At 42.2% G+C, this 22,361-nt stretch carries 24 protein-coding genes; 10 read left to right on the forward strand and 14 right to left on the reverse strand.

Annotation, left to right across the window (positions count from 1 at the left end; all coding sequences use genetic code 11):
* The 3 genes from FWE23_07045 to lspA all read right to left on the reverse strand — a co-directional run.
* The coding region (locus FWE23_07045; protein MCL2845188.1) for a YDG domain-containing protein at window positions 1–2,062 on the reverse strand (2,062 nt) is incomplete at its 3' end.
* 102 nt (window positions 2,063–2,164) lie between these two features.
* Window positions 2,165–3,685 (reverse strand): InlB B-repeat-containing protein, encoded by a 1,521-nt coding sequence (locus tag FWE23_07050; GenBank protein MCL2845189.1) that lies wholly within the window; start codon window positions 3,683–3,685, stop codon window positions 2,165–2,167.
* Between the two features lie 312 nt (window positions 3,686–3,997).
* Window positions 3,998–4,549 (reverse strand): signal peptidase II, encoded by a 552-nt coding sequence (lspA, locus tag FWE23_07055; GenBank protein ID MCL2845190.1) that lies wholly within the window; start codon window positions 4,547–4,549, stop codon window positions 3,998–4,000.
* Between the two features lie 306 nt (window positions 4,550–4,855).
* On the opposite strand from lspA, the gene FWE23_07060 reads away from it, so the two are divergent.
* The gene (locus FWE23_07060; GenBank protein MCL2845191.1) at window positions 4,856–5,707 is read left to right on the forward strand and encodes a hypothetical protein; all 852 of its coding nucleotides are present in this window, start codon (window positions 4,856–4,858) and stop codon (window positions 5,705–5,707) included.
* A 23-nt stretch (window positions 5,708–5,730) separates the two neighbouring features.
* Here the strand turns inward: FWE23_07060 and flhB are convergent, their stop codons facing one another.
* The 5 genes from flhB to FWE23_07085 are packed head-to-tail and all read right to left on the reverse strand — an operon-like array spanning window position 5,731 to window position 9,222.
* Window positions 5,731–6,810 carry a flagellar biosynthesis protein FlhB gene (flhB, locus tag FWE23_07065; GenBank protein ID MCL2845192.1) on the reverse strand — a complete coding sequence of 360 codons (1,080 nt, stop codon included), beginning with the start codon at window positions 6,808–6,810 and terminating at the stop codon, window positions 5,731–5,733.
* On the reverse strand, window positions 6,810–7,601 hold the full coding sequence (gene fliR, locus FWE23_07070) for a flagellar biosynthetic protein FliR (GenBank protein ID MCL2845193.1): 792 nt from the start codon (window positions 7,599–7,601) through the stop codon (window positions 6,810–6,812). The genes flhB and fliR overlap by 1 nt, the downstream gene beginning before the upstream one ends.
* 4 nt (window positions 7,602–7,605) lie before the next feature.
* Entirely contained in the window at window positions 7,606–7,875 is a 270-nt protein-coding gene (gene fliQ / locus FWE23_07075) for a flagellar biosynthesis protein FliQ (GenBank protein MCL2845194.1), read from the reverse strand.
* Between the two features lie 37 nt (window positions 7,876–7,912).
* Window positions 7,913–8,641 (reverse strand): flagellar type III secretion system pore protein FliP, encoded by a 729-nt coding sequence (gene fliP / locus FWE23_07080; GenBank protein MCL2845195.1) that lies wholly within the window; start codon window positions 8,639–8,641, stop codon window positions 7,913–7,915.
* 5 nt (window positions 8,642–8,646) lie between these two features.
* Entirely contained in the window at window positions 8,647–9,222 is a 576-nt protein-coding gene (locus tag FWE23_07085) for a flagellar biosynthetic protein FliO (GenBank protein MCL2845196.1), read from the reverse strand.
* Between the two features lie 55 nt (window positions 9,223–9,277).
* Here FWE23_07085 and FWE23_07090 point away from each other — a divergent pair, with 55 nt between their 5' ends.
* A complete protein-coding gene (locus tag FWE23_07090) occupies window positions 9,278–9,835 on the forward strand; it encodes a hypothetical protein (protein MCL2845197.1) in 558 nt (185 codons plus the stop codon).
* Between the two features lie 6 nt (window positions 9,836–9,841).
* Here the strand turns inward: FWE23_07090 and FWE23_07095 are convergent, their stop codons facing one another.
* Window positions 9,842–10,504, reverse strand: a complete 663-nt coding sequence (locus FWE23_07095; GenBank protein MCL2845198.1) for an ABC transporter permease — start codon at window positions 10,502–10,504, stop codon at window positions 9,842–9,844.
* On the reverse strand, window positions 10,482–11,141 hold the full coding sequence (locus tag FWE23_07100) for an ABC transporter ATP-binding protein (GenBank protein MCL2845199.1): 660 nt from the start codon (window positions 11,139–11,141) through the stop codon (window positions 10,482–10,484). Before FWE23_07100 ends, FWE23_07095 begins: the two co-directional genes overlap by 23 nt.
* Before the next feature lie 80 nt (window positions 11,142–11,221).
* On the opposite strand from FWE23_07100, the gene FWE23_07105 reads away from it, so the two are divergent.
* Window positions 11,222–12,139, forward strand: coding sequence for an RluA family pseudouridine synthase (locus FWE23_07105; protein ID MCL2845200.1), 918 nt, complete (start codon window positions 11,222–11,224; stop codon window positions 12,137–12,139).
* Between the two features lie 14 nt (window positions 12,140–12,153).
* On the opposite strand, the gene FWE23_07110 is transcribed toward FWE23_07105, so the two are convergent.
* On the reverse strand, window positions 12,154–13,389 hold the full coding sequence (locus tag FWE23_07110; GenBank protein MCL2845201.1) for a hypothetical protein: 1,236 nt from the start codon (window positions 13,387–13,389) through the stop codon (window positions 12,154–12,156).
* A gap of 262 nt (window positions 13,390–13,651) precedes the next feature.
* Between FWE23_07110 and FWE23_07115 the strand changes: the two genes are divergently transcribed.
* The 7 genes from FWE23_07115 to FWE23_07145 all read left to right on the forward strand — a co-directional run bounded on the left by FWE23_07115 (window position 13,652) and on the right by FWE23_07145 (window position 19,158).
* Window positions 13,652–14,302 carry a hypothetical protein gene (locus FWE23_07115; GenBank protein MCL2845202.1) on the forward strand — a complete coding sequence of 217 codons (651 nt, stop codon included), beginning with the start codon at window positions 13,652–13,654 and terminating at the stop codon, window positions 14,300–14,302.
* 63 nt (window positions 14,303–14,365) lie between these two features.
* The gene (locus tag FWE23_07120) at window positions 14,366–14,701 is read left to right on the forward strand and encodes a hypothetical protein (protein MCL2845203.1); all 336 of its coding nucleotides are present in this window, start codon (window positions 14,366–14,368) and stop codon (window positions 14,699–14,701) included.
* Window positions 14,688–15,128 carry an ATP-binding protein gene (locus FWE23_07125; protein MCL2845204.1) on the forward strand — a complete coding sequence of 147 codons (441 nt, stop codon included), beginning with the start codon at window positions 14,688–14,690 and terminating at the stop codon, window positions 15,126–15,128. Before FWE23_07120 ends, FWE23_07125 begins: the two co-directional genes overlap by 14 nt.
* Window positions 15,116–15,934 carry an ATP-binding protein gene (locus FWE23_07130; GenBank protein MCL2845205.1) on the forward strand — a complete coding sequence of 273 codons (819 nt, stop codon included), beginning with the start codon at window positions 15,116–15,118 and terminating at the stop codon, window positions 15,932–15,934. Before FWE23_07125 ends, FWE23_07130 begins: the two co-directional genes overlap by 13 nt.
* Entirely contained in the window at window positions 15,915–16,283 is a 369-nt protein-coding gene (locus tag FWE23_07135; protein ID MCL2845206.1) for an STAS domain-containing protein, read from the forward strand. The genes FWE23_07130 and FWE23_07135 overlap by 20 nt, the downstream gene beginning before the upstream one ends.
* Before the next feature lie 14 nt (window positions 16,284–16,297).
* Window positions 16,298–17,857, forward strand: coding sequence for a hypothetical protein (locus tag FWE23_07140; GenBank protein ID MCL2845207.1), 1,560 nt, complete (start codon window positions 16,298–16,300; stop codon window positions 17,855–17,857).
* Between the two features lie 29 nt (window positions 17,858–17,886).
* The gene (locus FWE23_07145) at window positions 17,887–19,158 is read left to right on the forward strand and encodes a dynamin family protein (GenBank protein ID MCL2845208.1); all 1,272 of its coding nucleotides are present in this window, start codon (window positions 17,887–17,889) and stop codon (window positions 19,156–19,158) included.
* On the opposite strand, the gene FWE23_07150 is transcribed toward FWE23_07145, so the two are convergent.
* Genes FWE23_07150 through FWE23_07160 form a run of 3 tightly spaced genes read right to left on the reverse strand, consistent with a single transcriptional unit; the run spans window position 19,128 to window position 22,325 of the window.
* On the reverse strand, window positions 19,128–21,296 hold the full coding sequence (locus FWE23_07150; protein MCL2845209.1) for a transglycosylase SLT domain-containing protein: 2,169 nt from the start codon (window positions 21,294–21,296) through the stop codon (window positions 19,128–19,130). The genes FWE23_07145 and FWE23_07150 overlap by 31 nt on opposite strands.
* Window positions 21,297–21,315: 19 nt before the next feature.
* Window positions 21,316–21,663 (reverse strand): hypothetical protein, encoded by a 348-nt coding sequence (locus FWE23_07155; protein ID MCL2845210.1) that lies wholly within the window; start codon window positions 21,661–21,663, stop codon window positions 21,316–21,318.
* Between the two features lie 32 nt (window positions 21,664–21,695).
* Window positions 21,696–22,325, reverse strand: a complete 630-nt coding sequence (locus FWE23_07160; GenBank protein ID MCL2845211.1) for a tetratricopeptide repeat protein — start codon at window positions 22,323–22,325, stop codon at window positions 21,696–21,698.
* Between the last annotated feature and the right edge of the window lie 36 nt (window positions 22,326–22,361).

Below are 22,361 nucleotides of genomic sequence, written 5' to 3' on the forward strand. Positions count from 1 at the left end.
CAAGTCGGGCAACGGCAATCTCGGAAACGGTATCAGATAAGTTTACGCCGTATCCCAGAACTATGTCGTTATCGACTGCCCATCTCAACAAATCCCACGACATTATTGTAAACGCCGTCCATTCGTCAACGGGGGTGCGCGGGTCGCCTGCTTGTCTTTCGTGAAGATTGCCTGTAATTTGCAGAAAATCGCGAAGGTCGGGTATTGTGTCCGAAGTTGTTATGTTTATTACTCTCGGATAAAGCGAGACGGTAAGCGGCGCGGGAGTAATATCGGCGGTTATCAACGGATGGACAAAGCTGTAATTTCTTGCATCTCTGCCTCCAAAATTCACTCTGAAATTTACGTTTTTTTCGCTTCCCGGGTTTATATTTTCAAAATTGGCGGTAATTCCTGTTATTGATACCTCGTCGTCCGCAAGAACGCCGACAATTACGGGAGTTCCTATTATTTCGGCGGAAGTCCCGCCGTCAAAAACCTTGTTTCTTACGTTTGCGGTTATGGTAAATTCCTTGGGCGTAATTGTAAAGTTCGCTCTGCCTTCTCTGAGGTTTTGATAGTCGCCGATACCTGTAATTGTAATGCGCCCGACCCCTGCGCCTGCGTTTCTGTTATCTCCGTAGGTAATTGTGTAATCTATATCTCTTCTCAAAGGCTCCAGAGTTTGAGCATTTACCCAATATACCATCGGCTCGGGTCTTATTTGACTGCCTGTATATATGTAAGATTGGCTTGGAATTTCGACATTAAACCCGCCGAATATTCTTTTGAAATTATGAAACGGAAAACTCATATTCTCAAAAATTCCCCAAGTATCATTAAAATCCCAACCCACAAAACTCGCCTGCCTCGTAAGTTGCATAGGGGTTAAAGCCGCAATTCCCGAGGTGTCTGCAAAAGAATCCCGATCGTTTAATCCAAACGCTCTGTTAGTCATTGTAGAATTGTAATAAACAGAAGAGTATTCAGGAACCATACTATTAAAAGCAAAGTTTGTCTGTCCTATAATTCCTCCAATAGCAACACGATTACCACTAATTCTATTGGATATTGTTCCACTCGCATAACTATTTGTAATGCTGAATAAACTCGTAGGTGTACCAGCTGTCAATCCGCCATAAACTACAAGAGGTGAAATGCCACTAGCGACACCTGTAAGAAAAACATTTGCAATGGAATATGAATTACTTATTATTAATCTTTCAATTGTATTGCCGCTAAGGTCAGCGGTAATACATCCGAGAAGTCCTCCTGCAGAAACCCTATTGCTTATAGAATGCACGTAAATATTTCCATTGAAATGTGAATTAATTATACTTATTCTAGCAGACGTAGCAAACGACCCTCCAATTAATCCGCCGATTTTATTAAATGAGATTAAGGACGGTGCCAAGGATTGAACAGAAATATTTCCCTGCACCGAGGAATTCGCTATAATACAATGCCTATTAACTCGACCTGCCAATCCACCTATCGAGCTATTCATCGACACTTCGCCAATAATACTAATGGAATCAATTATATTTACCGCGACATTTTCGATATTTATACCAGACCAGCCAGTGATGCCTACCAATCCGCCTAATGATATATCGACGTTTTGGGAATTAATATGCGCTGTTATTTCCTTGACTTCTAAGGTTAGATTTTTAATTGTCCCGCCAGAAGATGATCCAAATAATCCCAATGCGACTCTTTCATTGATATCGGTTCTGATTATTGATAAATTAGATATTGAATACCCATCTCCGTCAAATGTACCTTCAAAAGAATGGAACGTATGCTCGCCCCAACGTTCTCCAATCGGCGTCCAGTTTCGACCGCCCAAATCAATATCAGCACCTAAAAACACGGTTCTTCCTGAGAAATGCACATGATTATTTTCTCTGTTAACCAAATGCGCAAGCCCCGCCAACTGTTCAGCTGTAGTTATTGTAAGAGGGTCATTCCAACTCCAAGGGCTATACCACGACGTGTCTATTGTTCCGTCCCAAGGTGTTTGCGCGCAAATCGTCGCCGCAACCGCCAATAATGCAAATAATGCCTTAAAATAACCTTTCATAAAAAACCTCCTATTTTTATTTTGTAGGGGCGTATTGCATACGCCCAAATAATTTGCCGCCGTTTACAGTTTTGGGCGTATGCAATACGCCCCTACATTCCGTCATCGTTTCACCCCGATTATTGCAGAATATTGATGTCTGCTTCCGCTTGCTGATACCACTCTGGCGATAACCAAATACGCGCCGCTTGCAACATCTCTTCTGTTTTTATTTTTTAAGTTCCAAATCGTTTTCCATTTTTCGCCGACTTGTGCCGCGTTTGAACGAAACACAGTGTTTCCGACCACGTCCAAAATTGTGATTTCTACCTCCGCGCCGTCTTTTTCACAGGGGAGATTTACTCTGATTTCTACGTTTTCCGAGACGGGGTTTGGTATTAAAATTTCTCCGCCGCAATCTTCGTCGGGCTCATCGGGCTCGTCGAGGCTTTTTATTGTAAGCGTTGCCGTTAGCGTAAGTATTGCCTTTATTGTGTATATTCCCGCCTGAATTTGTTCGTTGCCGTCGTATATTAAAGTTATGCCCTGCGGAAGTTCGCCGTTTATAAATATGCTGTGAGGCAAGCCGTCGAAAAACACGGTTTTATCCGAAAATGTTATTTCGCCGAGATTGTATCTTTCGCAAGGGTCGCAGGGGCGGCACGGTTGGCAGGGCTCGCAAGGGTCGTCGGGCTCGCAGGGTTCGCAAGGCTTACACGGCTCACAGGGTTTGCATGGCTCGTCGGGTTCTGCGACTATTGTAAGTGTTGCGGTCATAGGAGTGGGAATTGTCTGATTAACTCCGTCGTCTAAGGTAAATATTGCGACAATTCCGTATATTCCAGCCTCTATGCGCCCGTTGCCGAAATACGAGACATTTACGCCTTCGGGGAGCGTTCCTTCTATGAAAATGCTGTGCGAATTGCTGTCGAAATCAACCGTTTTGTCCGAAAAACTTATCACGCTCATATCGAGTTCCCATTGGGCGGTAAGAATTTTATCTTGCGTTATCGGCGTTGCAAAATCGAATATTGCGTTTTCGTAAAACCAGTCCGAAAAATTGTAGCCGTGCCTTGTCGGATTACTCGGTCTTGTCGCTGTTTCTCCCCAAAGTATTCTCTGAGAAGCAACAGGACTTCCGCCGCCAACGTCGAAACTAACTTCATAACCAAGGCATTCCGCTCTTTGCGGGGCAAAGACAAACGACTCAAGATTTAAGCTTTCAAGTCCGACAATGTAGCTCTCATTGTTAACGCAATTCATAGAGATATTAAAATATTTTATGTTTGTATTTTCGGATAGGTCTAAACTTCTGAGCTGATTACCCGAAAGACAAAGAAACGTCAAAGCGGTATTGCGCGACAAATCCAATTCCGCAATATTGTTGCCGCAGACATCAAGGGTTTGCAGTCCTGTAAAATATTCCAAACCGCTTAAACTTGCAATGCCTCTTCCCACAAGAACTAAAGAACCAACCGTCGCAACATCGGTATCAAAAATCGGCGCGGGCGCAGTTTTTCCTATTATTCCATACACCGCCGTCCTAAAATTATTGCAAGTAAATCTATTGGTAATATTGACCTGCGCAACCACATTTTGTGCGGCAAGCAAGATAGCAACTGTCAATACGATAAGCGCCCTCATAAAAACCTCCCCGCTAATTTACCATAGCTTGGCTTATATATACCGAAGGTATATATAGAGTTTTTGGTTGAGCTAACGTGGGTACTAAGAGAGAGAGAGAGAGAGAGAGAGAGAGAGAGAGAGAGAGAGAGAGTAATTTCGACCTCTCGCCGTTGTCAAGGGGGTTTTAATTTTTCGCGTAATTTCTTTTGTTTTTCGCAACATTTTAGCTTTATCCTCAACCTTGAATTTAACTAAATTTTCTCGTAATTCAAACAAATATAATATTTAATTTTATAAAAAAGTACAAAAATTACAAAAAAGTAAATTTTGTCAAAAAACGTTGTTTTTCTTTTCTTTTTTCCCGCTTAATATTGCGTCCAAAATAAATAAACCAAGCCCTACATTTACAAAAATATCGGCAAAATTAAATATGGGCCAAGGGTCAAAAGGAATAGGTCCTAAGCGAAATCCCAAATTCACCATAAAGAAGTCCACAACGCCGCCATCGGGACGAATTATTCTATCTATTCCGTTGCCGATTGCCCCTGCGCTTATAAAAATTAACGCCCAAAAGAGCAGTTTTTGCTTTGCGGCGTCTAATTTGAGCATAAAAAGCGCCATAATAAACAAGGCAAAAAGCGTAAACACTAAAAAGAAATGCGCGTTTGTAATAAAAGGAATAAACGCCGACGGGTTAAAGCCGAAAAGCGCGCCCGTGTTATAAATAAGGAAAAGCCCGAAAACATCGCCGAAAATCGGGATTATCTGCCCTGTTTCCATAGTAGAAACGATTATTTGCTTGGATACAAAGTCAAACGTCGCAAAAAGAATAACGAAAACAGCAAAGAAAATCATCTTGCGAATTCTGCTTTTTTCTTTCATTTTCGTAATGTCTCCTTTGCTTTTCAGTGGTTAATTTCAGGGGTAAAATACTATTTGTTTCGCGGACAGGTGGCGGTTTAGTGAATTTTTTGTGATTTTTAGTCGTATTTTATTTTCTCTCTTTAAGAATAACAGACAATATATTATCCGAACAGTGTTTTAATCACTGATTTAATCAGTGATTGAATTTTAGCGCAAACGTAAAATTACAGGTCTCCTGACAAATTAAATAAAACACAAGTCATCCCTTGCAATATCTAAATGGAAAAACGTATTTTCATTCGCTTAAACAAGGAGAATAGTTTAATGGACAAAAAAAGCATAGCAACATTTGGTGAAAAAGAAGTCCGCAGAAACTGGGACAAAGAAAACGAAAAATGGTGGTTTTCGGTTGTAGATATTGTGGGTGTTTTAACAGAACAAGCAACACACGACGGAGCACGTAAGTACTGGAGCGTTATGAAAACGCGTCTAAAACAAGAGGGCGCTGAACCGACTACAATTTGTAGTCAGTTGAAAATGGTGGCGTATGACGGAAAATTGCGCGATACCGACGTCGCCGACACAGAGCAAATTTTACGCATAATACAATCAATTCCGAGCAAAAAAGCCGAACCGTTCAAGCAGTGGCTTGCCAAAGTCGGTAATGAGAGAATTGACGAAATGTTTGACCCTGAATTAGTAATAAATCGAGTTGTAGAACATTACCGCCGCTTAGGTTTCAGCGACAGTAAGATAATGCAGCGAATTAAAACTATTGAAGTGCGAAATACACTTACTAACGAATGGAAAGACGCAGGTGTCCAAAACAACGAATATGGGATATTGACCGACTTAATGTATAAAACTTGGAGCGGAAAATCGGCAAAAGAGTATAAAGAACACAAGGGTTTGAAAAAAGAAAGCCTACGCGACAATATGACAAATACCGAACTGGCTCTTAATATGCTCGCCGAAACAGTGGCAACCGACTTAACAAAAGAAAGAAAACCCAAAAATATAAACGGTGCAAAAGTAGCGGCAAAAGACGGCGCAAGCGTAGCAAAAAACGCAAGGCAAAACATAGAGAACCTAACTGGAAAATCCGTAATAAGCCCGCTAAATGCAAAAGATATGCGTTTAATCGAAGAAGCGGAAGAAACAGAACTGTTGGAATAAAAACGACATATTTATTTCATAAATTACATAGTTTTTCCCTGAAGTTTGTACACGTAGGCGATAATTTCGGCGACGGCGGCGAAGAACTCCTGCGGCACCATATCGCCGACCTCGACTTTATCGTACATCGCCCTTGCTAACGGAACGTCTTCGTAAAGCGGAACGTTGTGTTCTTTTGCTAATTCTCGGATTTTAAGCGCGATTTGGTCGGCGCCTTTTGCTACTATAAGGGGGGCGTCCATCGTTTCCTGTTCGTATTGAATTGCAATGGATAGGTGGGTCGGGTTGGTGACAACAACTGTTGCTTTAGGGACGTTTTCCATCATTCGCCTGCGGGACGCTTCGCGCTGTAATTGACGTATTCTGCTCTTAATTTGCGGGTCTCCGTCCGACTGCTTATGCTCGTCTTTAATTTGTTGTTTGGTCATTTTCAGCTTTTTGTAATGTTCATAGCGCTGATAACCGTAATCCACAACGGCAATAACTATAAGCGTTATAATTATGGTTATCGCAACGTCAAAAAGCAAAAGCAACATATATACAACTATGCTGCCTGTCGTTTCGTGCAGTGCGCCCATAATTTCTTCTAAACGCCCTCTTATTATTATATAGGAAACAGTGCCGATTATTATAAGTTTCAGGACGTTTTTGGCGGTGTCAAAAATCTTTTTAGGAGAAATTAAATTCTTTAACCCGCTGATTGGATTTATTTTTGAAAGTTTGGGCTTAAGCGGTTTAAGCGTAAAAAGAAAGCCCACCTGAACAAGATTGCCGATTATCCCCCAAAACGCAATAAAAAGCGCAAGAGGCAATATAATTCCCAAAGCAATGCGAAGCATAGTTGTAAATATTTGCTGATATTTCGCAAAAGTTATGTCTCGAAAAATGTCGGGCGAAAGATTGGCAAACGCTAAATCCACAGCCATTAAAATGTCGCGATAAATATACGGAAACGCAAAACGCAGAAAAACTACACCCGCAAGAAGCACAAAAATAGTACTTACCTCAGGACTTTTACAGACATTCCCTTCTTCTCGCGCTTCTTGCCTTCGTTTTTCGGTAGGGGCTTCCGTTTTACTGTCTTGGTCATCTTGTTCAGGCATTAACTACCAGCCATTCTCAAAAGAAGCGTCCATATATCCTGATACATACGCCTGACTACTCCGCCGAAAAAATTCAGCATAGCAGGCAGCGATACCATCATTAAAAATAATCCAATCCCGATTTTTAACGGCATTCCCACGATAAATACGTTCATTTGCGGCATTGTTTTAGCTATAATTCCAAGCGCAAAAGTGGTAACTATCATAACAATCATAATTGGAGCCGAAAGTGCAAGCGCCACTTCCATAGTACTGCGCACAAAATACAAAACCATAGGAACAATTAAGGTAGTTTCGAGAATTACGCCGCCGGGTGGCATTGTTGCAAAGCATTTGTTTACGGCAAGAAGCAAAAAATAGTGTCCGTTGAGCATTAAAAACGCTATGGCAAAGATTACCACGTAAAAATATCCCGTTGCGGAAGTCATTTCACCTTCGTTCATAGGGTCGGGCATTTGTACCATAGCAAAACCCATCTGCATATCTATCAGCTCGCCGGCAACACCCACTGCCGTAAATATAAATCTCGTTAAAAAACCGATAACCGCGCCAATTCCCGCCTCTTTGAACATAAGAAATAAAAGCCCGAAAATGTTTTCGATTTGCGGGTCAACAAAATTCGGCTTAAGCATCGGAAAAAGCAAAAGAGAAAAGAAAAACGAAAGTCCCACCCTATAATGAACAGGCACATTCGATTGACCGAAAATCGGAAAAAGTATGAAAAGCGCGGTCATTCTTGCAAAAATCAGACCGAAAAGCTGAACATCGGCGACAAGCGGCAGCGCTTCCACCCCTTTACCTCATAAGCGTAGTAAATAAATTTAACAGATTTATGCTATAAGTTATGAGCTGTGTAGCCATCCAAGGAAGAAGAAGTATCACAAGTCCGAATATGGAGGCGATTTTCGGAATAAAAGTAAGCGTCATTTCGTTGATTTGCGTTGTCGCCTGAAAAACGCCGACCGCAAGCCCGACAACAAGCCCCGCAAGCAAAAGCGGTCCGGAAAGCATCAGTATCAAAAGCAAGGTCTGATACCCTAAATCGAGAACAAGCGCGGTATTCATAACTTAATTTCTCCCATAATATAATCCCTTTCAAGCCTCAGAGAAACGAGCCGACAAGCTGTCTTACGATGAGGTTCCAGCCGTCTATCAAGACGAACAAAATTACTTTAAACGGCAACGAAATTACCGTCGGCGGAAGCATCATCATACCCATAGAAAGCAGCACGCTCGCCACCACCATATCCACCACCAAAAACGGCAGGTAAATTATAAAGCCGAATATAAACGCCGTTTTCAGTTCGCTTATCATAAATGCGGGAATTAACACGTCGAAGCCGATGTCCATAGCCGTTGCGGGCGCGGGTCTGCCTGCCACTCGCAAAAACAGAGCAACGTCGTTTTCGTAAACCTGACGAAGCATAAATCTTTTAATCGGGTCGCCTGCCACCTCCAAACCTTCCTGCCACGTGATTTGCTCCGCCAAATAGGGCTGTAATGCGTTATCGTTTATTTGCGTGAAAACAGGCGACATTATGTAAAAAGTCAAAAAGAGCGCCAAACCCACCAAAACTTGGTCGGGAGGCGTAGTCTGCAAACCTATGGCGCGGCGAATAAACGAAAACACTATTATTATGCGCACAAACGAGGTCATCATAACAAGTATCGACGGCGCAAGAGCCAAAATAGACACCAAAAACACCACTTGAAGCGCGGTCGCCACTTCTTGCGGACTTTGCGCTTCGCCCATAGAAATATTCAGCGACGGCATAACCTGCGCCGAGGCAAATCCCACCAAAAGAAGTATAAAGGGAATTATTTTTTTTATATTTTTCATACTTTGCGCCCCGTAGGAACTGCCGACGCTTTCTGAATTTTAACGTTTTGCATAAAATTAGCGAGCGAATTTTTGAAAGTTGCCATTGAAACGTCGCCGCCTTTGCTTTCTATGATTTTTTGCGCCGAAGCCGCGTCCAATTCCCGCAGAAGCGTGTAGTTCGTCGGCGTTTGCCCCACCAAAAACACTTGACCTTCGCAACGCAAAAGCAAAATCGCGCCGCCCTGCCCCGTTGCCAAAGCTTCCAAAACGCTCATAGACGGTGTTTGGCTCGTCGCCGCCGCAATACCCTTGCCGAAAATCCCCGACTTACGCACACCCCAAGCCGCCGCCGCCACAATAGCCAAAACAAGCGCAAGCGAGCCGACTATGCGAAGAAGTATTATGCCCATACTCTCCTGATTACCGCCACCGAATTGCGGCGACATATCGGCATCAAACAAGTCCACGGCATCTCCGCCTGCAAGTTCGGATAAGCGGTTCATATCGAAGTTATCGACGTTTTGTTGTTGCGCAAAAACTGTAAAGGAAAGAAATAATGTACAAAGTATAACAAGCAATAAATTTTTCATATTTTCCCCAATTATTGAAAATCTCCGTTTGTAAAATACTATTTGGCAACAAGGCGTGCGCAAATATTATTTTTGCTTTATGGAAAATCCGAATATAAAAAGTTTTTCGTTCATAGACAACGAAAAAATCATTTCACCAAAAGGCACGGTAGAAAGAACACTTCCCCTTTGCCAAATAGCGCGCGACGAGGTTTATTCGGAGAAGCATCTGAGCTTCGGCAAGCTTTCTTTCGCCGACAAACTCGCTTTCGGCGCCGCCGCTGTTGCGATAGAAGCAACGAAAATCGAAAATCCCAAAGATTGCGCAATAGTTCTGCTGACAAATATAGGCTCACTTCACCGCGACCGAGAATTCATGGAAACAATCAGACAAAATTCGCCCTCACCGCATATTTTCAGCGCTACCCTGCCCTCTTCGCCGATTGCAGAGATTTCGATTGTGTTTGGACTGAAAGGCGCAAATAAAGTCATTTTTGCTGACGAGGAGCTTGCAAAGCAGACAGTAGAATTGATGCTTGAAGAGTGCAAAGAATTGCTTTTTGTGGAGATAAATATCCCGCAAGACTCCGCTGAGATTGAAAAGGCGTTTGCGAGGGCTTGGGTTTATTGTTAACGGAAATCAATAAACAACCTTTTGAACAATTCTGTCATCATAAAGCGCTTTGGGCACCAATAGCAAAAGCAATACGGCAGGAGCCGAAAGTATCGCCAAAATTGTTGCTTTTCCTGCTAAATTTGTGCTGTCGATTGCGAAAATCATCATAGAAAGCAATGTCATTACGGCGAAATTCATTAGTTGTATCGCTCTGGGATTTACATTTATTATCGTAAAATACGCGGTAATCGCATTTACAGAAAGCGCGGCGAAAAAGAAAACCGCAAGAATAAATATTAACGAAACCTCCACGCTGAAATCCCACAAAAAAACCGCCGCAGATACAGCAATTAAAAGCGTTGCCGCACCCCAAATAAATGACGCGGTCTGTGCAAAAATAAATTTCGCCAAAAATATGGTTTTACGTTCAATTCCGCTTGCAATAAGTATTTCCCACGAACCGCTTAAACGCTCCCGCACAAACGAAATTCCTGCAAATCCTGCACTTGCCAAAAGGGCGAAAAACAGAAGCCATACAAGCGCAAAACCGCTTCCGTCGTTGGAAAAAATGTTTAACGAAAAGAAAATTCCCCAAAAAAGCGAGACAATCGCAAGCGAAAGAACGGTGGATTTCGTGCTTTTTACGAGCGATTTTAATTCATAATTAAATATTGTTAAAAAATCCATCGCTTATATCCTTTAGTTTTGCGTTTTTTAATTCTATTACTTTTGTGCAAAGTTTGTCGAGTGCAAAAAAATTGTGCGAACTTATTATTGTAGCCGCCCCATTTGCCTGTGCGTTTTTTACCATTTCAAAAAATTTGTCGCATTGCTCGTAATCCAAACCCGTGGTCGGCTCGTCTAAAATTATTGCTTTCGGGTCGCCCAGAAATGCTCTTGCTATCGCGCATTGCATTCTTTCGCCTTTGGAGAATAATTTTACGGGGCGATTGTTTTTTTGTTGCATTTGCGACCAATTTTTATCGATGTATTCTTGCAAGTCTGCGCTTTCTACTCCCTTTATTTTAGCGAAAAATTGCATATTTTCTACAAAGGTAAAATTACCGTTGAAACCGTCGTTATCTAAGATAATACCCGTTTTTCGCAGAATTTTGCTGTTTTTCGGAGTTGGAATTTCGCCTAAAATTTCGCTGTGTCCGCTGTCAACGTTCAAAATCCCTAAAATAAGACGCAAAAGCGTGGTTTTTCCTACACCGTTTAAGCCGACAAGTCCGACTACTTCGCCTGCCGAAACAGTCAGCGAAACTTCGCCCAATATTTCTTTGTCGCCGAATTTTTTGCAGATTTCTTTAACAGTTATCATTATTTTCTCACTTTTTTCATAGGAAAATAGTATATTCCTAAGCTACAGGTGCATTTTTTTTCGGGAAACAGACAAAAACTATGAAACTTAAAGCAAAGGTTCCTATAATATACAACGGTTTTACGCTTTTGGATTACGTGTCCTCGCGTTTCGCTTATTTAAGCGCGGACGAATGGCGGGTGCGGATAAGCGAAAATCGGCATTCGCGAAAAGGAGTTGTGTTAAATGCAGACAGCATAGTTTTTCATCTGGACGAAATAACCTACGATATGCCGTATTTTGAAGAAGAACCTGCAAATTTAGACTACAAAATACTTATGCAAACCCTCGATTTTCTTGCGATATACAAACCGCCGAACCTTATGGTGCATAAAAGCAAACAGAATTTTCGCCACAATCTCATTTACCAACTGCGCGAAGTACACAAACCTAAGTTTCCGACAGCCAACACGGTTAATCGCCTCGACAAAGACACTTCGGGAATTGTTATGGTTGCGCTTAAAAAAAAGGCGTTAAATGAACTTTCTTTGCAATTTTCGCAACGGACAATAAAAAAGACGTATTTTGCCGTTGTTGTCGGTACGCCTCAACCGCTTTCTGGACAAATTCTTGCACCTTTGGGAAAAATTGAGGAGCCAAGCGAAGACGACCTTAAAGTCGGGCGATTTGTTATTGTCGGAGGAGAAAATTCAAAAGAAAGCGAAACGGAATACGAAACAATTAAAACAGAAAACGGGCATTCGCTTGTTCGACTTCACCCGATAACGGGCAGAACCCATCAGTTGCGCGTTCATTTGGCGCATATAGGAACACCGATTGTCGGAGATTTGGCTTACGGATTTGGAGCGGACGAGTATTTGGAATATTGCGCGCAAAAAAACATAACTCCGATAAAAGCCGAAAGGCACCTTTTGCATTGTGCGGAAATGGAATTTACACTCCGCGGCGACAAGTTTCGCGTGTGTTCGTCGTTGCCTAAAGATTTTGAGGTGTTTTAAAAGACCGTCGCCCCTCAAAACCCAACTCTGTTAATGGTAATTCTTTCTAAAAAGGCATCAAACGTTCTCGGTAAATCCGAAAAATCCACCGAAATCATATAGCCGCTGCTTAGGTTTTCCTGTGCGAAAATTATCACACGTCTGCAAGAATTAACTCCCGCAAGTCCCGTGGCAATCGAAAATAATTCGTGTTCGGGCGAAGCGTGCGCGTTTGTTCTTGTGTAGGTAATTCTGCAAGCGTTTCCTTGAGTTGTTAAATTTTCTAAAGTTCCGTGAAATCCGACAATTCTTATTATCGTGAAAACATCCTCACCGAAAACTTCGCGCATTTCCAAGCGAATTTCGTTTGCCTTTTGCACGTTGCCGATTCTTTCAAAACAACCCAAAAGACCAAGCCACGCTCTAAGATTTTGCCTATTGAAAGAAATGGCAAAGCGAAATGCCTTTTCCATATCGAACACGCCTTGATTACCGCAGGCGCTGTTTGCGTTGTCGAGCGCTTCGTTAAATTGCGCAAGTTGTTCCGCTTGGGCGCGCTGTGCGTTTTGTCTGTCTGCTGTGCCGCCGCCTTGTGCAGAATTAGCGTTTGTCTGTGAGGCGGCGCCTCCTGCTTGATTTTGCGCCGATTGTCGAGAACCGCCTGCGCCGAGACTGTCTTGCCTTTCGCGGGCGTTGGGTATCTTAAACATAACAATAACCAAAGCAACGACAACAATTATTAAAACTGCCGTATTAAAAACGACGGGATATTTTTCGTGAAGCGTAAAAGCAGGGAAACTAAAAGTAAATGCAGGAGATTTTTTTTTCTTTTTCTTTTTCTGCGGTTTTTCAGCTAAAAAATCCAACAGGTCGTCATCATTTTGTTGCTTCTTGTGCGAAAAAGGCGACGATTGCACAAGTTTATGTTTGGGAGACGCGGGTGCAATCGGCTCTTCGGGAGAAGTAGATTGCACAAGAGAAGGCTGAACTTCCTCTTCAATATTATTCGACGTTTCTTCTTCTGTGGGCGTCGGCGACTCCATTTGAATTATACGATATTTCACTCCAAATTTTTCGAGCTCGGCTACTGCGTCTTCGAGAATTCCGATATTTTCGCCGTCTTGCCACACAAGATATTCCACGTCTCCTTCGGCAAGCATTGCAAGCATCTGCGTGTAAGAAATATCCGAACGGTTTGCCAAAACTTTGTGGGCAATCATCTTTGCTGTTTTCTCGTTTTCGACAGCGTCCAACATAAGAATGTTTTTCATAAAGAAAGTCCTCGCAATCCTCTTTTTTTACATAATTTTTATATAAAATACAATCTTGTCCGCTACCTTGTGTGTTTTTAATGTATTTTATTGCGGATTTTTGAAAAAAAATACTTGAAAGGAATTTTTAATGGCAAGTGTGAAGAAGCACAGAAAGGCGAAAATCGCTCTGCACAAACGTAAAAAACGTAGTAGAAAAAATCGCCACAAGAAGAAAAAAGTATAAGCACAATTTTGTGTAGGCGAAAAACGGAGACGTAAAATGAAGAAAATTTTATCGGTATCGACAATATTTTTAGCGGCGTTTTTGCTTTTTGCGCAAGACGAAGAAGTCAATCAACCTGCTCCGAACGCTGAAATTTCGGGGCAGGTTTTGCAAAATGTGTTTTTCGTCGGGCTTCAAACAGGTAATCTACCCGAACTTCGCGATAGGTTTGAGGATATGATACGATCACGATGGGGAATGGAAAGCAACATTCGTTTTGTTCCTCGCGACCAAACGCTTCGTATTATAAGGCGGGCATTCCAAGACAGAGCGGTCGAAGTTGACCCCACGCTTTTTAACGAATTGCGAAAGCATAATCTTCAAAACAGCATAGCGCTTTTAGTTTCCGTTGAAGAATACTCTATACAACCCGTTCGCCGTCGTTTAATCGGCGGAAACGCAGAGGGACGGTTAGACGCTCGCTTTCTGTTTTACGATGTAGCACAGGAAAGAGCAATACTTGTAACGCAGACATCAAGCGTATCGCGGATAAAAAAAGGACTGATTTGGTGGAGGTCTCCGAGCGACAGAGTACATATTACGGCTGCCGACCGAATGAAAATCAACACAGAATTGCTTGAAGATGCGGTTGCCAAAGGTTTTGATATGATGAAGATTGCCGTTTCACTAAAAAATAACACTAATTGATTTGCGCCGATATTATTTTTAACGGCGATTTATCCATTTAGAGAAATAAAAGAGGGAGCGTATATGACAGATAAGCAAAAAATGAACAACGTTTTCGACAACAAAGAAGAGTTTGAAAAACTTAACGGGATGTTTTTGAAGGCGATTGAAGACTTTAAGGACTACCGTAGCGGAAACGTAACTTACGGCGAAATAATGTATGTAATGGAATGCGTTTTGGATTCTCTAAGAAATGTTTCCGAAAAGGACGCCCGCGCAAAAAGGTTTACCGACGTCTTCGGCGAAACTCCGTCTTTTACGGTTATGCTTGCCGCAGAGTGTCGCTTAATCGAAACGCTTGTAAAAAAGAAAATACTTTCTTCGCAGGATGAAGCGTATGTTCTCTATGGCGAAGAATAACAAAAGTTTTTCCATCGTAATTCCCGCGATGGAGAAATATATTCCGCTTGTCAGAAGATATGTCATCGAAATTCTTGCGGCGTATAATTTCTGCGGAAGTTTCCTGTATCAAATGGAAATTATCATTGACGAACTTTGTCTGAAAATTGCAGGGAAAATAAAAAAAAATCCCGATGCGGTTTGGTTCGATATAAAATTTGAAATCGGCGAAAACAATTTTTCCTTTGACATATTAGGGCAACGGCAGGATTATCTGCAATTTTCTCAAACAGAAGACGACGACTTGGAAGAGCACGGAATAAATTCTCCGGTAGTAGGTCTTATTGAGCGATACTGCGACAGCGCAAGACTGGATTTGGTAAACGGGAAAATCATAAAAGTGGAAATGAGTCGTTCGGGAAAGGCGGTTAAAGAATGCCTAAACTGATTTTAAGCGAAGAATACGACAAAATTGCGTTTTTGCGTTTTGAAGAAAACGAAGGCGTTGACGTGTCTATCGACGAATGCTTAACAGAAGCCAACAGACATCCGAAGCGATTTATTGTTGTCGATTTCGGGCAATGTGGTAATATTGACGACAAAATTCTGCAAAATTTGATGGAATTCAGATTGAGTTATTCGGCAAGCATTTGTGGAAAATTATGCTTCGTTTCTCAAAGCGAAAATATTGCCGAAAAAATAAAAAATGTATTTAATAACAGTTTTATTAAGAACTTTCGCAATATAGGCGACGCAATAAACTATTTTTACTGGGAATGTTGCAAGGAACGCGATGTTATCAGGATGAAAATGCCGTCAGACATCGAACTTGTTCCGTCGGTAAGGGCGTGCATAAGCGAGTTTTTCTCCCTCTGTAAAATAGAGCGTAAAGAGGGGTTTCAGGTAGAAATGATTATAGATGAATTATGCAATAACGCTATTGAACACGGAACACAGGACGAGAATAAAACGATAGAAGTTCTTTGCAGTGTAAACGACGAGCAGATTGAGATAAACGTGTACAATGGCTATTCCTTGCGGGCAACTCAAGAAAAAATAGCGCACGACATAGAAAAAGAAATGAAAAAATGGGCTTTGACCCCGAGCGAGCAGGACGACGTTTTCAGAGGCAGAGGCTTGGGTTTGGTCAGAAATTTTTCGGATAATTATGAAATAAACAGTTCTACAGACGGAACTTGGGTTCACGTTATAAAAAGAAGAAAAGGAGAAAGTAATGCAAAAAACGCAGATTGAGCTTGTAACAAGCGAAGCAAAAGGTGTCAACAACGGTATTGTTGTCAAGGTTAAAGGCGACATTGATTCAACTACGGCAACTTATTTTTCGGAAGAAATTTTCGGCATTCTGAATAATGACGGAAAAGTCAATATAATTGCCGACTTGCAAGATTTGAGGTACGTAAACAGCACAGGTTTAGGCGCGTTTTTAAACATCACAAAGTCAGTCCGTATTAAAGGAGGGGTGTTTGCTATCTGTAATGTGAACGATAACATAAGCGACGTTATTGACATTATAGGAGCGACGGCGGCTCTTAATATTTATCCGAATGTTGCCAAAGCAATTGAAGCATTGGCAAAAAAATAAGAGGAACATTAAAAATGAAAGTATTTTTTTATTTAGCGATTTTAAGCGCAGCATTATTGCTTTTCGGCTGCGGAAGAGACAGTGGAGCAGATATCAACAGACCTTTCGGCAGAATAGGCAACAGAGTGTTTACGATAGCCGATTTGGAAGCGTTCAATACTATGCGCTTTCATCACCCCGTGCGCAATATGGATGAAAGGTTTCCGGGCAACCGCTCGACAACCACTCTCTTCATAGAAACTCAGGCGCTTTATCCTGAGGCGCGCGCAATCAGAAGACAGATAACCAACACTGTCGATTGGAGATGGAAAGAACTATACATTACAGGGTATTTTTTCCAATTAGCGATTATTGACAGAAATATGGGCGCAAGCGACGACGATATTTATAATTATTGGAGAAGAAACCGAACGGAATTGGCGGCAGAGTTCGGCATAGGCGAAGGCGATACGCTTCTCGAAATGCAAGCGCGCGTAAATGTAGTGCAAAGATTGTTTTTGAACAGATTTCAGCCGACAGAAGAGTTTGCCGCGCTTAATCAGGGATTAACTCGCAGAGACATCGAAAGAATGTGGTTTGACCAAATGACGCAAGACCAAAACAGAGAAGCGTTTTTCAGAAATGAATTTTTCAGAAGAAAATACGGCAGAAATTTTCCCACAGCAAATACCCGCGCAGAACTTGTAGGACAGGGTCGCCTTATCAGCGAAGCTGACCTCAGAGCGGTTATGAGCTGGATTGGCGACGGTCAAACGGTTTCGGAAGATTTTGTCGTATCCAAAATGGTGTCGTGGCTTTTGTTTGCCGCAGAAGCAAGAAGAATGGGCTTTACTCGAGACGAAAATTTCAGAAGAGTGAGAGAGCAGTTTGAGAGATTTGAAGTTGTTCGTTTTTACATAAATAATGTTTTGGCAAAGAACATAGACGTAAACTTTACGCCCAACAGAGATATGATTAGATACGCAATAGCCGACCAAAACAGAAGAGCAAGTCTGAACATAGACCGTGAAGAAATAACAAGATTTGCCGATTCTTTGCGTTTGGTTATGCACGAAGCAAGCATTCTGGGCTACATTCACGCACAAAGAAATCGCGTAGGCGTACAACTTATGCAGAGTGATTTCACTGATATGTTTGTAAGAACGCCCGCTCAAATCAAGCAGGAAGCGGACAGCTTGGCGGCTAACCACAATACGGAGCGCGCACTAAGAATGTATCGCGACTTGCACACGTGGTTTTTATATGCTCCCGAGGGCAGAGACGCGTTCTTGGAACAGGCGCGCTTGCAGGTTGATTTGCGAAATTATGCCGCCGCTATCGGCTCTTACAGGAATTTCATGCTTTTCGGCGGCAACGAAGCCGAATGGTGCCGTGTGTTCTTCACCATAGGATACATTTATGCCGAGTATTTGGAAAATTTACCGTTTGCGGCTATGAATTACAGATGGATACTTAAATATCAACCCGATTGCATTTTGGCGCAAGACACGGAGTTTATGTATCTTAACTTAGGCGAACCGATGTCGGATATTGAAGAACTTCGACAAATGGCAATTCGTCAAGGCAGAGAATAAACCGAGCGGCTAAATAAGCAATTTTTGTAATGATAAAGAACAAAGAAGCATCTTTCGACGAGATAATTGATAATTTGCTTGAGACCTTGCAGCCACTAAAAGGCGAAGCGCAGGTCTCAAAGCAAATATCTATCTTAAATCAACTTCGTCAGCGACTGTTTTCGGGTGAAATTCATATCGCCATTATCGGGCAGTTTAACAGAGGAAAATCTTCTTTCATCAACAAACTCGTTAAAAAAGACATTTTACCTACTTCGGTTTTGCCGCTTACTGCTATTCCTACCGAAATTCGCTATGGCGAAGAAACCAAAGCAATTATCGACTTTGAAGACGGAGCAAAAATAGAAGCGGCGGAAGAATACGGAGTAAAGGCTATACTAAGCGATTTTGTTACGGAAAACAGCAATCCCGAAAACAGAGCAGGAGTTTCAAAAGCGGTAGTTTACTGCAAAAGCGAATTTCTGTCGGGTTCTACCATAATTATAGACACTCCCGGATTTGGCTCTACACACATACATAATACAAAAGCAACATTGGACATATTACCGTCCTGCGACGCGGTATTTTTTATGTTAAGCGCCGACTTGCCGATAACGCAAATCGAATTGAATTTTATGAAGCAGATAATTCCGCAGTCAAGTCGAATATTTTTTGTGTATAACAAAATCGACCTATTGAGCGATGACGACTTAAAAACTACAAGCGAATTTATAACAGCGACAATTAAAGAGCGGCTCGGCAAAAATATTGCCAACTGGTTTTTGGCAGTATCGGCGAAAACCGACCAAGGAATGGATGTTATATCAAATGAGGTTCTGGGCTTTCTGCGCAAAGAGAAATTCTTCTCGCTGTCGCAAGCAATTGAGCGCAAACTAATGCTTGCCGTAGATGAGATTAAGAAATACACAGATGCTCTTACCGTTATTTTAGATAACGAAATTGCAGAAACACGAAACTCTATGGACGAATTAAAAAAAGAATTTGCCGCAAACGACGTTTTTATTAAAAATTATGATAATCTCAAAACCCAATGGGCAAATCTTCCGTTTATTATGTCAAGAACAGAAAAAATAAAGCGAATTTCCGACGACATTACCGATATTGAAATTTTCTCTAAATTGTTAAAAGGAAACACTAATATTTTTGAAGAAAAACATTCGGAATTCGCGCAAAAAAATGCAAAAATCTATAAAGGATTAACAAAACTTTCGCGCAAATTGAATGAAATTGAAATCGGTCAGGCGCCCGCCCGTGAAACTCTCGAAAATATTCAGCGCTGTATCAACCTGTATATCCAATAATTTTCCAAGACTATCTGAACGTATTGACGCGTTTCAAAAAATCCGATGACTTCGGTAAAATACGGCTGGTCGGCAATTACGTCCTGATTTGCTCTGATCCACCTTTGCACGTTGTGCGAGCCGCCGTTATAACTTGCCAAGGCATAAATTTGGTTGCCGTTAAACTGCCTGAGACGCCTACCCAAATAATACGCACCGAAATGCACGTTCAGGTCGGGGGTTAAGAGATTTCTCGGCTCAAACGGAGAAATCCTTAATTCTCTTGCGATTTGCCGCCCGGTAGCAGGCATAATCTGCATTAAACCCATAGCACCGACAGGCGAAAGGATTGTCTCAGAAAACATACTTTCTTGCCGCATAACAGCCCAAACAAGGTCGGGATCAACGTCAAATCTTGCGGACGAAGTATCGACTTGTGTAAGCCACGCGCGCGGATAAAAGAGCGCGGCGTATTCGGGCGAAAACTGTCGTCTTTGCTCCTGAGGAAGCGCCCAATGAAGCCTTCTTATAAGACGATACGAGCGATGATACGCTCCGATTTGCGTATAAAATCTCGATAATGCTAAAACTATCGGGAAATTCCGCTGATTTCTGTCTTCTATCGGTTGAAAAAGTAAAAGCGCTTCTTCCTTAAAGCCCAAGTTTCCTAAAAATATTCCCAAAAGCAGGTTGTCAAGTTCTTCGGGAGTGGCTGTAGTCGCCTCGGGAAGAGGGAGAGCGTCTATTCGCGCTATCCACGTGGCATCGTCGATTGTTATTATATCTTCGGATGTTAAGGGAACGCCCGAAAGTTCGCGAGAACGGAAATCGTGATAAGTGAGCGGAAATTGTCTGTTAATAGTCTCGACAGCCCGCATTGCCGCAGTAGTATCGCCTAATGCCAAGTGCGAGCGCGCCGTCCAAAAAAGCACTGCGGGAGTCCAACGCGAAACAGGAAATCTGCGCTGAAACGTTGCAAAATCCTGAAGCGCGGCATCATAGCGTTTTTGACGAAAATTTATCAGCCCCATACGATAAACCGCCTCTTCGCCGCGCCGTCCCAACGGTTGTTGGTTCGCAATGCGCTGAAAAGTCGCACGCGAACGTTCGAATTGCCTATTATCTTGCTGGTTCCACGCCATCCACCACAAAATGTCGTGTGCAATTCTGCTGTTTGGAGACCGCGCTATAATTCGGTCATAGTACTGCTGTGCGCGTCTGTTATTATTGGTTCGCCTGTGCGCCCGCCCTACGTCATACATAACTTCGACGGTTTCGCCAAATCTGGTAATGTATTGCCCGCCGAATTTTATTACATTGTTCCAGTTTTGCAATGCAAAGTTAATACGGGTTATTTGTCGCAAAAATCGCTGTTGCGGAACGGTGCTTGCAAAATTCGGTCTGTTCATAGAAAAGTGTAGCCAATTATTTGCCGCATTATTTTGATTAAACTCTGCCATCTGAGCGGCAATATTAAAGGCTGTCAGCGCGTCAAACCTTCTGTCTGCAAGCGAGGTGTCCGCTATTCGAGAATAAAAAGTTCGCTCTATATTTCTTTCTTTGGCGAGCTCGAGAAGTTCGTTAAACAGCGCAACTGTTAGAGTTTCGTCTCGAAGTCGTCGCTGAATTACCATTATTGCGCTTTCTTCAAATTCACCGTCTTGCTCTTCGTCCCAAAAAAGCACGCCCCAAATAATACTGTCCAAATCATCGGGAAAGGCGTTTTTTATGGAATCCACCCGCGCTTGCAAATAGGAACGATAACTTTGAAAAGTCGTTCTTTGCGCGGCTATACGAAAGGCGCTGACCGCATAAGTCCAGTTTCCTGCGGCAAGTTCCATATCGCCTATTCTTCGGAAAGCAAACGGCGCAACTCTTTCGGAGTTTTCTGAGGCGACTATAAAATTAAGGAGCGCCCCGTTGCGATTGCCGCGGCGCAGGTCTATTTCGCCCAAAGCAAGAAAAAACAGTCCGCTGTCGCTATATTCAATAGAGCGGATTTGTCTTTCGGCTTTCTCAAAATCGCCTTCAAGAATGTGTGCAACAGAATACATTTGCATAAGAGAGTCAATCATTCTGACACTGACTCTCTCTCTCTGCCCAAAGGCAGAAATATAAAAAATTAAAAACAATAAAACCGTGAAGTACAGTTTTTTCATTGTTTTTCCCCTATTTTTTTCAGGCGACCCGTGCAACAAGATTTTCACGTCCTTCTTCTTTAAGAACGTATATATCTTGCGGGTTTCTTTCGCGAATATTGTCCAAAACCGTAAAGCCTTCGGGCGCATTTATGAACATTATCGGTATATCTGCAATCTTTTTTGCGATACCGAAATAACGATAAACACAAAGTCCTCTGAACCACGATTTTACGTCGATTATAATTCTGTCAAAGCCACCGTTTTCTACCGCGATGAAGAAATCGTTAGAACTCTCGCAAGTAATTACCTGATGTCCCGCGTCGGTAAATTGCTTTTCTACCGCAATGCGCTTTTTTTTGTCCTCGTATAACAATACGAATTTCATTTGTATATCCTCCTTAAATGTTTTCACTAAAATTAAAGTTCAAGAGCGCTCAATTCGTTTCTTGCTATTCTCATAATTCTGTCGTTTGCCGAGCCGTCGGCAATAATTTGTTCAAAACGTATTTTCGCCGATTCGATTGCACCCATTCTCATATCAAGAAGAGCGAGCTTGAAAAGTATCTCGTTTCGACGGAAAAAGTTATTCGGCACCGAAAGCGCTCTTTCGTATGCTGAAATTGCATCGTCAAGCGAGCCGTTAAATTCGAGCGCGATTGCTTTTGCTTCCAAAATCATTGCGGTCAAAAACTGCGACTGCGACGGAAGTTTAGAATTAAGCGCCTGCTCCAAAACGCTGACCGCCTCTCTGTATTCGCCCGCATCAATCAGATTTTGCCCGATAAGCATAAGCGAGTATGTAGCATAAACGCTACCTCTGTGCTCCTGCGCAACATCTCTGAGCATATCGACCAACACACTTCTGTCGGTTGCCGTGATAAGCGCTTCTCCGAACGCTCTTTTTGCTTCAATTCGCTTTTGTTCGTTAAGGTAGTTAATCGACAATACCGCCATAACAACGACAAACGCCGCGGCTACAACCGCTATCAGCGTATTTTTCTTTTCTCTGATAAATGTCAGTGCTTCTTCGCTTTTGCTGTGTTTCACAAATAATCTCCTTTTTTTTCGCACAAAAATAATTTA

The organism is Chitinivibrionia bacterium, from assembly GCA_009779925.1.
Classification (GTDB): Bacteria; Fibrobacterota; Chitinivibrionia; order Chitinivibrionales; family Chitinivibrionaceae; genus WRFX01.

Excerpts from the sequence above, each read along its gene's own strand:
- FWE23_07125 (MCL2845204.1), top strand. The coding sequence starts at position 14,688 with ATGGCGAAGAATAACAAAAGTTTTTCCATCGTAATTCCCGCGATGGAG.
- FWE23_07135 (MCL2845206.1), top strand. The coding sequence starts at position 15,915 with ATGCAAAAAACGCAGATTGAGCTTGTAACAAGCGAAGCAAAAGGTGTC.
- fliQ (MCL2845194.1), bottom strand. The coding sequence starts at position 7,875 with ATGAATACCGCGCTTGTTCTCGATTTAGGGTATCAGACCTTGCTTTTG.
- FWE23_07060 (MCL2845191.1), top strand. The coding sequence starts at position 4,856 with ATGGACAAAAAAAGCATAGCAACATTTGGTGAAAAAGAAGTCCGCAGA.
- FWE23_07085 (MCL2845196.1), bottom strand. The coding sequence starts at position 9,222 with ATGAAAAATTTATTGCTTGTTATACTTTGTACATTATTTCTTTCCTTT.
- flhB (MCL2845192.1), bottom strand. The coding sequence starts at position 6,810 with ATGCCTGAACAAGATGACCAAGACAGTAAAACGGAAGCCCCTACCGAA.
- FWE23_07120 (MCL2845203.1), top strand. The coding sequence starts at position 14,366 with ATGACAGATAAGCAAAAAATGAACAACGTTTTCGACAACAAAGAAGAG.
- FWE23_07050 (MCL2845189.1), bottom strand. The coding sequence starts at position 3,685 with ATGAGGGCGCTTATCGTATTGACAGTTGCTATCTTGCTTGCCGCACAA.
- FWE23_07140 (MCL2845207.1), top strand. The coding sequence starts at position 16,298 with ATGAAAGTATTTTTTTATTTAGCGATTTTAAGCGCAGCATTATTGCTT.
- lspA (MCL2845190.1), bottom strand. The coding sequence starts at position 4,549 with ATGAAAGAAAAAAGCAGAATTCGCAAGATGATTTTCTTTGCTGTTTTC.
- FWE23_07145 (MCL2845208.1), top strand. The coding sequence starts at position 17,887 with ATGATAAAGAACAAAGAAGCATCTTTCGACGAGATAATTGATAATTTG.
- FWE23_07110 (MCL2845201.1), bottom strand. The coding sequence starts at position 13,389 with ATGAAAAACATTCTTATGTTGGACGCTGTCGAAAACGAGAAAACAGCA.
- FWE23_07155 (MCL2845210.1), bottom strand. The coding sequence starts at position 21,663 with ATGAAATTCGTATTGTTATACGAGGACAAAAAAAAGCGCATTGCGGTA.
- FWE23_07150 (MCL2845209.1), bottom strand. The coding sequence starts at position 21,296 with ATGAAAAAACTGTACTTCACGGTTTTATTGTTTTTAATTTTTTATATT.
- FWE23_07095 (MCL2845198.1), bottom strand. The coding sequence starts at position 10,504 with ATGGATTTTTTAACAATATTTAATTATGAATTAAAATCGCTCGTAAAA.
- FWE23_07130 (MCL2845205.1), top strand. The coding sequence starts at position 15,116 with ATGCCTAAACTGATTTTAAGCGAAGAATACGACAAAATTGCGTTTTTG.
- FWE23_07115 (MCL2845202.1), top strand. The coding sequence starts at position 13,652 with ATGAAGAAAATTTTATCGGTATCGACAATATTTTTAGCGGCGTTTTTG.
- FWE23_07105 (MCL2845200.1), top strand. The coding sequence starts at position 11,222 with ATGAAACTTAAAGCAAAGGTTCCTATAATATACAACGGTTTTACGCTT.
- FWE23_07100 (MCL2845199.1), bottom strand. The coding sequence starts at position 11,141 with ATGATAACTGTTAAAGAAATCTGCAAAAAATTCGGCGACAAAGAAATA.